The sequence below is a fragment of the Paenibacillus sp. P4_A9 genome (genome assembly GCF_056402415.1).
Genome location: NZ_JBFUHL010000039.1, coordinates 12795 through 25718, shown reverse-complemented (window position 1 = coordinate 25718; position 12924 = coordinate 12795). Strand labels below are relative to the sequence as shown.

At 48.0% G+C, this 12924-nt stretch carries 13 protein-coding genes; all 13 read right to left on the bottom strand.

Annotated features, from left to right (window positions below; genetic code table 11):
- Positions 1–96 precede the first annotated feature (96 nt).
- The 13 genes from whiA to hisD all read right to left on the bottom strand — a co-directional run bounded on the left by whiA (position 97) and on the right by hisD (position 12905).
- The gene (gene whiA / locus AC1DVJ_RS21505) at positions 97–1029 is read right to left on the bottom strand and encodes a DNA-binding protein WhiA (protein WP_065851303.1); all 933 of its coding nucleotides are present in this window, start codon (positions 1027–1029) and stop codon (positions 97–99) included.
- A 5-nt stretch (positions 1030–1034) separates the two neighbouring features.
- Positions 1035–2018, bottom strand: coding sequence for a gluconeogenesis factor YvcK family protein (locus tag AC1DVJ_RS21500; RefSeq protein ID WP_477593211.1), 984 nt, complete (start codon positions 2016–2018; stop codon positions 1035–1037).
- Positions 2019–2048: 30 nt separating this feature from the next.
- Positions 2049–2936, bottom strand: a complete 888-nt coding sequence (gene rapZ / locus AC1DVJ_RS21495; protein ID WP_477593210.1) for an RNase adapter RapZ — start codon at positions 2934–2936, stop codon at positions 2049–2051.
- Positions 2937–3012: 76 nt separating this feature from the next.
- Positions 3013–3960, bottom strand: coding sequence for an ROK family glucokinase (locus tag AC1DVJ_RS21490; protein ID WP_477593209.1), 948 nt, complete (start codon positions 3958–3960; stop codon positions 3013–3015).
- Between the two features lie 228 nt (positions 3961–4188).
- Positions 4189–5136, bottom strand: coding sequence for a thioredoxin-disulfide reductase (trxB, locus tag AC1DVJ_RS21485; RefSeq protein WP_477593208.1), 948 nt, complete (start codon positions 5134–5136; stop codon positions 4189–4191).
- Between the two features lie 141 nt (positions 5137–5277).
- Positions 5278–7014, bottom strand: coding sequence for a tetratricopeptide repeat protein (locus tag AC1DVJ_RS21480; protein ID WP_477593207.1), 1737 nt, complete (start codon positions 7012–7014; stop codon positions 5278–5280).
- A 90-nt stretch (positions 7015–7104) separates the two neighbouring features.
- Positions 7105–8055 (bottom strand): ribose-phosphate diphosphokinase, encoded by a 951-nt coding sequence (locus tag AC1DVJ_RS21475; RefSeq protein ID WP_477593206.1) that lies wholly within the window; start codon positions 8053–8055, stop codon positions 7105–7107.
- A gap of 74 nt (positions 8056–8129) precedes the next feature.
- Positions 8130–8936: a histidinol-phosphatase HisJ gene (hisJ, locus tag AC1DVJ_RS21470; protein ID WP_477593205.1), complete on the bottom strand. Its 807-nt coding sequence runs from the start codon at positions 8934–8936 to the stop codon at positions 8130–8132.
- Positions 8937–8962: 26 nt separating this feature from the next.
- Positions 8963–9616 (bottom strand): bifunctional phosphoribosyl-AMP cyclohydrolase/phosphoribosyl-ATP diphosphatase HisIE, encoded by a 654-nt coding sequence (gene hisIE / locus AC1DVJ_RS21465; protein ID WP_477593204.1) that lies wholly within the window; start codon positions 9614–9616, stop codon positions 8963–8965.
- Complete coding sequence (gene hisF / locus AC1DVJ_RS21460; protein WP_477593203.1) at positions 9613–10371, bottom strand: imidazole glycerol phosphate synthase subunit HisF; 759 nt, start codon at positions 10369–10371, stop codon at positions 9613–9615. Before hisF ends, hisIE begins: the two co-directional genes overlap by 4 nt.
- Positions 10372–10401: 30 nt before the next feature.
- On the bottom strand, positions 10402–11007 hold the full coding sequence (hisH, locus tag AC1DVJ_RS21455; RefSeq protein ID WP_477593202.1) for an imidazole glycerol phosphate synthase subunit HisH: 606 nt from the start codon (positions 11005–11007) through the stop codon (positions 10402–10404).
- Positions 11008–11009: 2 nt separating this feature from the next.
- Positions 11010–11618, bottom strand: coding sequence for an imidazoleglycerol-phosphate dehydratase HisB (gene hisB / locus AC1DVJ_RS21450; RefSeq protein ID WP_477593201.1), 609 nt, complete (start codon positions 11616–11618; stop codon positions 11010–11012).
- Complete coding sequence (gene hisD, locus AC1DVJ_RS21445) at positions 11619–12905, bottom strand: histidinol dehydrogenase (protein ID WP_477593236.1); 1287 nt, start codon at positions 12903–12905, stop codon at positions 11619–11621.
- Positions 12906–12924: the final 19 nt, after the last annotated feature.

The following is a 12924-nucleotide window of genomic DNA, read 5'->3' as shown; positions in this document are numbered from 1 at the left end:
CGTATACCTTATGTTTTAATATTATAGCATTTTTCCTTCAAGTACACTAGAAAAAATGCGAAAAACTTATACAAGCGTTATGCAGCCCCAACTTATCTACGAATTTCGATGTTTTTCGGCTAATTCGTCTATTTTTCGCAAGCGATGATTCACGCCTGACTTGCTGACACTGCCCGAAAGCATGTCTCCAACTTCCTTTAAATTCAAATCAGGATGCTGAAGTCTTATCTCTGCAACCTCTCTTAGCTTCTCAGGTAAGCTATCGAGACCGATCTCCCGTTGCAGCAATCGAATATTTTCGATTTGTCTTACGGCTGCCCCGATCGTTTTGTTCAAGTTCGCTGTTTCACAGTTCACGATGCGATTCACCGAATTCCGCATATCCTTCATAATCCGGACATCCTCGAAGCGCAGCAGTGCTTGATGAGCCCCAATGATATTCAGAAACTCGATAATTTTCTCACCTTCCTTGATGTACAGCACGAACCCTTTCTTACGTTCAATGAATCTGGCGTTCAAGTCGAACTTGTTCGCAAGCTGTGTTAAGGCTTTACAGTGTTCTTCATAAATCGAAGCGATTTCCAAATGATAGGAAGATCCCTCCGGATTATTGACGGAGCCGCCAGCCATGAAGGCCCCCCGAAGATAAGCGCGCTTGCAGCAATTGCCGCGAATAATGTCCTTATTAATACCCGTCGTGAAAATAAACCCCTCAGAGACGATTTTCAAATCACTGAGTAACTCCTGTACTTGACCGGGAACCCTAACAATGTACACATTATTCTTCTTTAGACGCATTTTCTTACGCACAAGTAACTCCGTGTGTGTATTATACGTCTTCTTGATCAGCGAGTAAATCCGCCGTGCAATAGCTGCGTTCTCCGTGGATACATCCAACACGACACGCTGACTCGTTAACTGAACAGCACCATTCATTCGAATAAGGGCTGATAACTCCGCTTTTTCACAACACGGTTCCGAATCATTGATTAAGGTTAATTCTTTTTTGGTTGTTGCCGCAAAGGACAAGGGACTCACTTCTTCCTTAACAGCCAGCTTTCGACGAGCTGATAGATATGGTCACTCAATTTCTCTGCATCATGACGAAGATAGGTTCGGAATAAAACAAGACGATCTGCTATGACCCGATATCCTCTTTTCGTCACTTCATCCAAATCTAAATGGACCGCTTTCGAACCTTTTTCCGCGTATTTGGCTTGCACCTGCGGTGGAATTTCACCATTATTCACGATCACATAATCAAACAAATGTTGACCTAAGTGATCATAAATCGCATCCAGATGGTCACTGACGGAATAATCATCGGTTTCACCAGGCTGTGTCATAACATTACAGATGAACAATTTTACAGCATGAGACGCAACAATTTCCTTAGCAATTCCTGGAACAAGCAAATTCGGAAGCAAGCTCGTATATAAACTGCCCGGACCGCATAAGATGGCATCTGCCTCGCGTATGGCTTGCACCGCTTCTGTGAGCGGTGTCACACCGGCTGGTTCAATGAATACTTTCTTGATCCGTCCGTCGGCCTTCGGTATTTTGGACTCCCCAACAACTAAAGTCCCGTCCTCCATAATGGCTTTCAACACAATGGCTTGATTCGAAGCCGGAAGTACTCTTCCCCGAACAGCGAATACGCGATTCATTTCTTGTACGGCGGTAACAAAATCACCTGTAATATCTGTCAGTGCCGCTAGTATTAGATTTCCCAGACTGTGTCCAGCTAAACCTGTACCGTTTTGAAATCGATATTGAAGCATTAAAGACAATAATGGCTCGACATCAGCTAACGATGTTAACACATTTCGAATATCGCCCGGAGGGGGCATCTGCAGCTCATTTCGCAAGATGCCGGAACTTCCTCCGTCGTCTGCAACGGTCACGATAGCTGTGATATCAACCGGCTTTTCTTTCAGTCCTCTCAGCATGACCGAGAGCCCTGTTCCACCGCCAATAACGACTATTCTGGGCTTACGTTGTAATTGTCCAAGCTCCATACTTCTTCACCCTCTTAATGACATAGCCGCCTATAATCGGTCCCGTTCGGCATCCCGATGACTAAGACGCACGGTCTCGGTCTCGCTGTTCCCCATGACCTTACCTAGATATTCCGTAATCGCAACCGATCTATGTTTACCTCCTGTACAACCAATGCCAACAACAACCTGGCTCTTGCCTTCCTTCTTATACTGAGGCATTAAGAAATTCAGCATATCCAGAAGCTTCGTCAGGAATTCTTGTGTCTCCGACCACTTCATCACATAATCATAGACATCTGGATCTTGACCTGTTTGCGGACGAAGCTGATCAACATAATGAGGATTTGGCAAGAAACGCACATCAAAGATTAAATCAGCGTCAATAGGGACACCATACTTGAACCCGAAAGAGATGACATTTATAGATATGCGATTCGTTTCTAGATTGGTGAACCGGGAAATAATTCTTTCTTTCAATTGCACTGGCTTCAAGCTGCCGGTATCAATCACCTGCGTGGCCAAGCCTTTGAGTTCTTCAAGCAGCTTGCGTTCAAGACCTATTCCCTCAAGCGGTGCCCCGTCCGGTGCTAATGGATGGCGGCGACGACTCTCCTTGTAACGCTGTACAAGTGTTGCATCCGTAGCATCCAGGAATAGAATTTCATAGCTAAGCGTGTAATTCTCTTGGATGTATCGCAAGGATTCTTGAAGCGCAGTGAAAAACTCACGTCCGCGCAGATCAATAACCAAGGCGACTTTACCGATTTTACCCATCGATTGCACGATTAATTCGGCAAACTTCGGAATCAGGACGGGAGGTAAGTTATCAACGCAGAAGAATCCCAAATCCTCCATGCTTTGAACAGCAATTGTCTTGCCTGCACCCGACATTCCTGTAATGATGACCAGTTTCGGTAAAGGGTGGTTTTCTTCCATGAATGACACCTTCCTTTGGGGTGCTTTCGCAGATCAGCTTCTCTTCTGTTCATCTGCGAACCCGATCTCTAGCCTTCTATCGTAAATTCAATCCTGCAGCTCCAACAACGCCAGCATCGTTGCCAAGTGTCGCAGCAACAATCTCAACACCCTCAGCAGCTGCTTCTGGTGTGAACTTAATGAATGTTTCACGAATCGGTTGGAATAGGATTTCTCCTGCCTTCGATACGCCACCGCCGATAATAAAGCGCTTAGGGTTAATCACAACAGCAAGTGCTGCCATCGAACGTCCGATATAATAAGCCGCACGATTCACGATGCGCAAAGCTACTTCATCTCCGCTCTTCGCATCATCAAACACATGCTTAGCTTCAATTTTCTCATGAAGGGCTAGTGATGTACGCTCACCGCGTTCCACCGCTTCCTTAGCCATACGAACAATACCTGTCGCGGAGGATACCGTTTCAAGACAGCCCATTTGGCCGCATCCGCACTGAATCGCTTCAATGTCAGGAACGATGGACATATGTCCAAGTTCTCCAGCCATACCTGCAGATCCCTGATAAATTTTACCGTTAATGATGATACCGCCGCCAACACCTGTTCCAAGTGTATAGCACACGACGTTTGGAATGCCCGCTCCAGCTCCCGACCAAGCCTCACCTAGTGCAGCTACGTTCGCATCGTTATCAATTTTAACTTGTTTACCCAGAAGTGCTTCAAGTGTCTTCTTCGCAGGAACGTTATGCCATTGAAGGTTCGGAGAGAATTTCACAAAGCCTTTTGGAATATCCATGAACCCAGCCAAACCAGCGCCAATACCTGCTACTTGCTCCCATGAGTAATCAGATTCTTCGACAATTTGACGTACATATTGCGCAATACGTTCAAGTACCGACTGTGCACCTAGTTCTGGTGAAGTAGGACCTTCTAATGTTTTAAGCAGCTTACCTTGCTCGTCACAAATACCTACTTTAATATTCGTACCGCCAAGATCCACACCGATATAAATTTGATTGGACATTTCAAGGTCACCTCATGAATAATCATAAAATTTTCGGAAAATTTCTGGGGTCCCCGCAAAGTAATAGGAATATGCTTCGAAGGCAATCGTCACTTTGTGGGGTTTACTTATGCTCCTGTTCCCACTATAAGACAACCCTGCCGGGAGGTCAAGATTCATCAGCACCCTGTGTAAATGAGAAAACGTGGAAAGCTTAGCCCTCCACGTTAACTGAAATGCCATAATGACTTACAACGAAATACTCCAGTCGTGTACGCTGTTGCCTTCAAGGAACTTCTCTGCTTCCAACGCTGCTGCGCATCCGCTTCCTGCAGCTGTAATGGCTTGACGATACTTCGTATCTTGCACGTCACCACAAGCGAATACGCCCGGGATGTTCGTTTCTGTTGTACCTGGCTTCACAATAATGTAGCCATGCTCATCCGTGTCGATTTGTCCACCGAGGAACTTCGTATTCGGCGTATGACCGATAGCTACGAAGATACCGTCCGTTTCAAGGATTTCATCTGCACCTGTTTGGTTGTTTTTCACTTTAAGGCCCGTAACGCCTTTGTCACCCGCTACAACCTCTAACGGCGTGTTATTCAGCGACCACTTCACCTTCTCGTTTCCACGAGCGCGGTCCTGCATAATTTTGGAGGCACGAAGCTCATCGCGGCGATGAACCAAACGCACTTCTGTAGCGAAGCGAGTAAGGAAGTTCGCCTCTTCCATAGCAGAGTCACCGCCACCAACGACGATAATCTTTTTGCCGCGGAAGAAGAAACCATCACACGTTGCACATGTACTTACACCGCGTCCGATGTTTTCTTTCTCATTCGTGATCCCAAGCAATCTAGCAGAAGCACCTGTTGAAATAATCAGTGTTTCCGTCTCGATTTCACCCAGACCTTCTACTTGCAATTTAAATGGACGGTTCGTTAATTCTACGGAATTGACCCAGCCTGTTTTGAATTCAGCGCCAAAGCGTTCTGCCTGCTTGCGCATGTTTTCCATTAATTCAGGCCCCATAATCCCTTCGGGAAATCCTGGGAAGTTCTCAACTTCGGTAGTCGTGGTTAACTGTCCGCCTGGTTCTGGTCCTTCAATAACAAGTGGGCTTAGGTTCGCACGTGCCAAGTAAATAGCTGCTGTTAGACCGGATGGTCCTGTTCCTACTACGACTGATTTGTACATATGATTTCCCTCCTAGGCGCTTTCCTGAGGAAAGCTCTCTTTAATAATCTCAATTGTTCCGCTTTCATTCACAACGCGGAACAATCATTTTCTTATATATGTATGAAAGCCGAGGCTTTCATGATGCATCAAGCTCGGCTATCAAAGACTCGTAAACTTATTGAAAATCGCATCCATTTTCTCACGCAATCCACAGGTATCGTCGATGAGCTTCACATGCCGACTGACCGTGGAAACCGTGACGCCATAACGTGTAGCGACTTCCTGATAGGAAATCGTACGGCGATGCATTTTGGCAATCAAATACTCTAACGCTGCTGCCCAACCTTCAGGTTTGTGAATCTTAGGAATGTTCGGGTACACCTTCGTCAGAAATTCGACCCACAGAATTTCTAAGTCATACTGTTGAACCATATCGTACCGTTTGTGCATATGCGATAAGGCTGTTTCCATGACTCGCTGCCATGCTGCATCCCATACAGGAAGGTGGGGTGAGTAGGGAGAAGCCTCTACCATGATGTCTTTATTCTCGAGATAGGCAGGAAGGGACTCGCGAATGCCCATACTCCGCAGCACGAAGATGGCAACCTTCTTCAAGTAGTCATCCTCTTTATGATCCAGAATGAAGTCCTGAAGGGCGTCTCTCACTTCGTTGTCCGCAATCAAGCCAAAGGCTTGAATGACTTGAAGCTTCGTCTCTACATCGCCATGTCGCAGAGCCCAGAAGAAGGATGACCGCACAAGCGGGTCTTTCTTCAATTGATCAGGAATCCCTTGCGTCGATTTCTCAAGCGCACGGAACTGCTCCTCAAACGGCAAATGATAGTGGTAGCTCCAAGTAAGCGGAATCGCTGACTTCTCTCTTACACGCAACTGCTCTAAGTAGAACTTGGAAATTTCAGCACCTGGATCCAGCTTTTGAACCTGCTTCCATAGGCGGTGCGCTTCAGCGAAACGACCGATATGGCACGCAGCAACAGCCGCATAATGATACAAACAAGGATCTGTGCCTCCGTCACCGGCCTTCAGCAGACGTTTAAACAAATGGTAGGCTTTCTCATGCTGAGCAAGAATACCCATGGTCGTTGCCAGCTTGAACACATGCTCCTGCTGAAACGGAAACGTCTTACCGAGAAGCGAGGTGAGTTCTGCAAGCTCCTTCTTGTTACCGAAATGCTGATGGAAAATCGCCATATTACAGAGCGCATGCAGATTACCAGGATCGATTACCAGCACTTCTCGGATCGTTTCCATCGCTTTCTCGAACTGTCCCATATAATAATAAGCCAGTGCGAGATTGTTGCGAGCGGCTGTGAAATCAGGCTGTTTCTTCACCAATTTCTCTAGCTGCCTTACGGCTTCAGCAAACTTACCTTCCTCAAGCAACGCACGGGCCTTATCATGCTCGAACAGCCCTTCTCGACTCTTGATGCTAGTGAGAGGGGCGGGACGATCAAGCTCGTAGCTCAGCATTTCCATCATTTCTTCGGATTCGTCCATGAATTGCCCTGTTGGGTCATTCTCCAAATACCGAACCAATGCCTGTTCCGCCTGCTCGAAGTTTTCCATGTTGGCATAGTTGTTTGCCATATAAAAGTGACATTCTGTCATCTCGGGATCAATGGTTTCAAGGATATGCTGCAAAATTTGGTTCGACTCGTCATAATTGCCCACTTCGGAGAGAACACCTGCGAGATTGCAGTGATTCACAGGATTATCCTGTTCATACTCTGCAGCCCGCCGGAAATATTTCAATGCCTTATCATAATGAAACCGATCCAAAGATTGAACCGCTCTCTCGAAAAAGAATGCGGCATCCATGTTAATTGAAATAACTTTTGGTTTTGGCGCTTCGGATATGCGCTTTTTCTTTTCCATAGCAAGACACCTCCGGCAATTTGATTACCATCAAATTATACCATAGATATCCTAGAAGCCAAAAACATTATCCGAAGGTAAGATATGGTGTTATACGCCGCCGTATTTGAATAGGGAGGATAGGGATCCTCCATCAGTAATAATGCGAATCGCATCGGACAACAAAGGCGCTACGGAAAGCACATTAAACTTGTCTGAGTGCCCCTCTGGGATCGCGATGGAATCCGTAATAATAACTTCTTTAATACTTGGGTGATCCAATCGTTGCAACGCTGGGCCAGAAAATACTGGATGCGTAGCACAGATGTAAACATCAAGTGCACCGCGCTCTTTGAGGCTTTCCACGACGTTAACGATCGTTGTACCTGTATCGATCAGATCCTCGATAATAATTGGCGTACGTCCAGCAACATCACCAATCACGTGAGTAATCACCGATTCGTTGTGCTCTGGGCGTTTCTTAATCATCATTGCGAAAGGCGCATCGAGAATGTTAGCCATTTTCTCAGCAGTTGTAGCACGTCCCGCATCTGGAGATACGATGATTGGGTTGGGTAGATTCTTTTTCTTGATGCAATCACTAATCAGATCAAGCGCTGTCAGGTGATCCACTGGAATATTGAAGAAGCCTTGAATCGCTGGAGCATGAAGATCAATCGTAACAACACGAGTTGCGCCTGCTGAAGCGAACAAGTCCGCGACTAATTTAGCTGAAATCGGCTCACGTGGAGCTGCTTTACGTTCTTGACGAGAGTAACCATAGTATGGAATGACAAGGTTGATCGTTTTTGCAGATGCTCTTTTCGCCGCATCCATCATGACCAAAAGTTCCATCATATGCTCATTAATCGGATGGGAGAAGGTTTGTACCAGAAACACGTCACAGTTACGAATCGTTTCTTCGTAAAGGCAATAAATTTCTCCGCTTTTGAAACGCGATAATTTAATTTGTCCTAGCGGCTGGCCGAGCTCTTTACAAATACTTTCCGCAAGCTTCGGATTCGAAGATCCGGAAAAAATTTTAACATTGTCGCTATGCATGGTTAATGGTTACCTCCGAAGGTTCATTAAATAGATTATATAGTCCTACTCATTATACATGATATGTGTCGAATTTAAAAAGTCACAAGATGTCGTTTTCGAGCAGAAAATGTGGCTATTTCGTTAAATCCAATCGCTTTTAATAACTCTCTGGCCTCATCCAAATACTGAGACAACCGTTCCGGCTGATGCGCATCTGATCCAAGCGTCACAGGAATTCCCACCTTATGGCAATATTCCAGCATACGGCGGCTCGGGAACATCTCTTTACACGGATGACGCAGGCCTGAAGCATTCAACTCAATCGCAAGCCCATATTCTTTCACGGTATCCAATGCGGCTTTCTCCAACTCCCACGTATCGCGGTCTGGCACGTATCCAAATCGTTTGATCATATCGATATGACCGATATAATCATACAGTCCGGTTCGGACTGCTTGCTTCACTGCCTCGTAGTATTGGGTATAAGCTGCAAAAATATCCTTACCTTCCCAACCTGCCAGCTGCCTAAAATCAGAAATATCCCACTCTCCTAGGAAATGAACCGAACCGATCACGTAGTCCCATGGGTAGGCGTTAATGATTTTCGCAATTTCCGGCTCATACCCTTCAACATAATCGCCTTCCAGACCGAGACGAATATCAATCTGGTCCTTATATTTCTCTTTGAGCTGAAGACATTCTTCCACATAACGAGGAAGCTCCTCCATCGGCATTGCCATTTCTGGCCAATACGTTTGCGGGTCGACATGCAAAAGCGGCATATGATCAGAAAGCCCCAACTGGGTAAGCCCGATCTCGATGCCGCGTTTGACGTATTCCTCCAGTTCCCCAGAGGCGTGACCGCAGCGCACATGATGTGTATGATAATCAATCAACATCGTGAATTCACTCCAGGTCGTTTACTTTATTTTTTGACGTGCCGATTAGCCAGCTCTTTCATAATATCATCCAATGGCAATTTATTATTACGCAAAAGCACCATCAAGTGAAAAATAAGATCGCTCGCTTCATAACGAAGCTCTTCATTGTCTTTATTTTTAGCTGCAATAATGACTTCTGCTGTTTCTTCGCCAACCTTTTTAAGGATTTTGTCGACCCCTTTTTCGAAAAGGTAAGTCGTGTAGGCACCCTCAGGACGCTCTGCGTCACGGGAAGCTATGACAGCTTCAAGCTCAGCTAAAATGGCAAAACGATCACCAGTCGCCGCAGGTGCAGCTTCTTCTACAGAACCTTCCACCGCGATGTTCGTTGTGAAACAGGTGTACGTACCATTGTGACAAGCAGGCCCCACCTGTTCGACAAGAACAAGAAGCGTATCCGCATCACAGTCGTAGCGAAGTGCTTTTACCTTTTGCGTATGACCGGAAGTTGCCCCTTTATTCCAAAGCTCCCCGCGGGAACGGCTCCAGAACCAAGTGTCCCCCGTTTGAATCGTACGCTGCAAAGACTCGCTGTTCATGTAAGCAAGCATGAGAACCTCTTTACTTACGGCATCCTGCACGATCGCAGGCACTAGTCCTTGCGCATCATATTGAATTTGATCCACTGAAAATGTCATCGAATTTCAACCCCTTTACCTTTCAGGTCCGCCTTGACCCCGTCTATCGTTAACTCTTTATAGTGAAAAATGGTTGCCGCCAGCCCTGCATCGGCCTTACCTTCGGTAAACACATCGTAGAAATGCTCTGCTTTTCCCGCTCCGCCAGAAGCAATCACAGGAATCGTCAGCAGCTCGGATACCGCACGTGTCAGCTTCAAATCAAAGCCATCCTTCGTTCCGTCTGCATCCATGCTCGTTAGCAGGATTTCGCCTGCACCTAGCTCCTCCACGCGTTTTGCCCATTCCAGCGCCTTAATACCAGTTGATTTACGTCCACCATGTGTGAACACTTCCCATTCGCCCCACTCGGGATTGAACTTCGCGTCAATGGCCACCACGATACACTGGGAGCCGAACTTCCGCGCCCCATCCGATACGAGCTGAGGATTAAGCACCGCTGCCGTGTTGATCCCGATTTTGTCTGCACCTGCGCGAAGAAGACGCTTCATGTCATCGACACTCGAAATCCCGCCGCCAACCGTGAAGGGAATCGTAATCTCGCCCGCCGTTTGACGGACAACCTCGACCATCGTCGCGCGCCCTTCAACCGAAGCCGAAATGTCGAGAAACACGAGCTCATCCGCACCTTCTTTATCATAAATCGCCGCAAGCTCTACGGGATCACCGGCATCACGTAAATTCACGAAATTTACGCCCTTCACCACTCGGCCATCCTTGACATCGAGACAAGGGATAATTCTTTTGGCTAACATGCTCAGCACCTCCTTGAGACTGTCCATTACTTATTTACAAAGGGTCAAAAAGTTACCCAACAGCTGCATACCGATATCTCCGCTTTTCTCTGGGTGGAACTGCATGCCGTAGACGTTGTCACGACCTACAATTGCCGTTACCGGTTGATAGTAGTCGGTCACTGCCAACAGATCGCTTTCCCGCTCCGGCTTTACATGATAGGAGTGCACGAAATACACGTGACCTTCTTCAATCCCTTTGAAAATAGGACTCTCACTCATCTTGTAGCTGAGACGATTCCATCCCATATGCGGCACCTTGTAGTCTCCGCGAAAACGCACGACCGATCCTGGCAGAAGGCCAAGCCCCTCATGCTGACCGTGCTCTTCACTGTTGGAGAACAACAGCTGCATGCCTAAGCAGATGCCCATTAGAGGCTTACCAGACGCTGCATACTGCTTCACAACCTCGTCCAGACCTGTTTCACGCAGATGCTCCATCGCATCCCCGAACGCGCCGACACCAGGGAGGATTGCGCCTTCTGCTGCCAGAATTTGCGCCGTATCTCCTGTGACGATCGCTTCATAGCCAAGCCGCTCAACCGCTTTGCTCACGCTATGTAAATTACCCATTCCATAATCAATAATCGCGATCATGCCTACAGCACTCCCTTCGTCGAAGGAACCCCCTGCACACGAGGATCAATCGATGTTGCTTCATCCAGCGCACGTGCTAAAGCTTTAAACACACCTTCAATCATGTGATGCGTGTTCTTCCCGTAATGTACGATAACATGCAAGGTGATACGCGCTTCAAGGGCAAACTTCCAAAGGAATTCATGCACAAGCTGTGTTTCAAAGCTGCCTACATTTGCTGTAGGATACTCTGCACGGTACTCGAAATGCGGACGGTTGCTAATATCAATGACGACTTGAGCTAGTGCTTCGTCCATAGGGACGAATACGCTCGCATAGCGTTTGATGCCTCTTTTGTCGCCGAGCGCTTCACGTAGCGTTTGACCTAGACAAATTCCGATATCCTCTACCGTATGGTGGTCATCGATCTCGATATCGCCTTTGGCATCTACTTTCAAATTGAAGTGACCATGCTTCGTGAACAAATCCAACATATGATTCAGGAAAGGAACATCTGTTTGGATCTCCGAAATACCTGTTCCATCCACTTCAAATTTGAGGGAAATATCGGTTTCATTCGTTTTGCGTGCTACGCTTGCTGAACGTGCTCTAACTTGATCCTGTTCCGCCATCTATGTCAACTTCCCTTCCTTTTTAAGTCGAACCTCAACGGCACGCGCATGGCCTTCCAGCCCTTCATTCCGAGCCAATGTCATGATCATGTCGCCGTTCGCTAGTAATGCTTCCTTGCTATAGTGAATAACGCTTGATTTTTTGAGGAAATCGTCCACATTCAGTGGCGATGAGAATCTCGCTGTACCATTCGTCGGCAGCACATGGTTCGGTCCGGCGAAATAATCGCCGACTGGCTCTGTGCTGTAGGCGCCTAGGAAAATGGCGCCAGCATTTTCAATGCGCGGCAGCCACGTGAACGGATCCTGTACGAGCAGTTCACAGTGCTCAGGCGCCAAGCGATTGATGACGTCCACGCCTTCGTCCAAGCTATCCACAAGGAGTATCGCTCCTTTGGTAGCTGTCGAGACGGCGGCAATGGCTTTTTTCGGCAGCAGATCCAGCTGCCGCCATAGCTCTAGCCGAACCTCTTCGGCTAGTTCGCGGGAAGGTGTCACCAGAATCGACGGTGACATCTCATCATGCTCGGCCTGCGCCAGCAAATCGGCCGCGACGTATTCAGGATCGGCGTGCTCGTCGGCGAGCACGACAATGTCCGTTGGTCCGGCGATCATGTCGATATCGACGACGCCGAACACGAAGCGCTTCGCCAGCGCGACGTAGATGTTGCCCGGGCCGACGATTTTATCGACCGGCGCGATCGATGCTGTCCCGTAGGCCAGCGCGGCAATCGCCTGCGCCCCGCCTACGCGGTAGATCTCTTTCACACCCGCTTCGGCTGCGGCCACGAGGATATGCGGGTTGATGCCTTCTTCGCCCGCGGTGGACGGTGGCGTCACCATCGCGATCTCTGGCACCCCCGCGACGATCGCGGGGATGGCGTTCATGAGCACGGAGGAAGGGTAAGCCGCCTTCCCTCCGGGCACGTACAATCCGACCCGCTTCAGCGGTCGGATGATTTGGCCCAGCAGACTGCCGTCCGGCTGCAGGTCCATCCATGAGTTGCGTTTCTGCTTCTCATGAAACGCACGAATGTTAGCGGCGGCTTGACGCAGCGCCGCTAGGAACGCGGCGTCTACCTGCGCGTACGCCGCTTGGATCTCTTCGTCGCTGACACGAAGCTCAGCGACATCTACGCCGTCAAACTGCTTCGCAAGGCGACGCAGTGCGACATCTCCGTCCTGCCGCACCTCATCGATGATGCGGCGGACGGACTCATTTTGCTCAGGTGAGCCGTATTCGACTTCACGTTTTAACTGAAATTCGGAAGCTGGCATGATCCGCATTTTCATCTTCCCCTCCTCT

What these genes read in the sequence shown, in the direction of transcription:
- AC1DVJ_RS21500 (WP_477593211.1), bottom strand. Translation starts at nt 2,018, where the DNA reads ATGGAGCTTGGACAATTACAACGTAAGCCCAGAATAGTCGTTATTGGC.
- rapZ (WP_477593210.1), bottom strand. Translation starts at nt 2,936, where the DNA reads ATGGAAGAAAACCACCCTTTACCGAAACTGGTCATCATTACAGGAATG.
- AC1DVJ_RS21490 (WP_477593209.1), bottom strand. Translation starts at nt 3,960, where the DNA reads ATGTCCAATCAAATTTATATCGGTGTGGATCTTGGCGGTACGAATATT.
- trxB (WP_477593208.1), bottom strand. Translation starts at nt 5,136, where the DNA reads ATGTACAAATCAGTCGTAGTAGGAACAGGACCATCCGGTCTAACAGCA.
- AC1DVJ_RS21480 (WP_477593207.1), bottom strand. Translation starts at nt 7,014, where the DNA reads ATGGAAAAGAAAAAGCGCATATCCGAAGCGCCAAAACCAAAAGTTATT.
- AC1DVJ_RS21475 (WP_477593206.1), bottom strand. Translation starts at nt 8,055, where the DNA reads ATGCATAGCGACAATGTTAAAATTTTTTCCGGATCTTCGAATCCGAAG.
- hisJ (WP_477593205.1), bottom strand. Translation starts at nt 8,936, where the DNA reads ATGTTGATTGATTATCATACACATCATGTGCGCTGCGGTCACGCCTCT.
- hisIE (WP_477593204.1), bottom strand. Translation starts at nt 9,616, where the DNA reads ATGACATTTTCAGTGGATCAAATTCAATATGATGCGCAAGGACTAGTG.
- hisF (WP_477593203.1), bottom strand. Translation starts at nt 10,371, where the DNA reads ATGTTAGCCAAAAGAATTATCCCTTGTCTCGATGTCAAGGATGGCCGA.
- hisH (WP_477593202.1), bottom strand. Translation starts at nt 11,007, where the DNA reads ATGATCGCGATTATTGATTATGGAATGGGTAATTTACATAGCGTGAGC.
- hisB (WP_477593201.1), bottom strand. Translation starts at nt 11,618, where the DNA reads ATGGCGGAACAGGATCAAGTTAGAGCACGTTCAGCAAGCGTAGCACGC.
- hisD (WP_477593236.1), bottom strand. Translation starts at nt 12,905, where the DNA reads ATGCGGATCATGCCAGCTTCCGAATTTCAGTTAAAACGTGAAGTCGAA.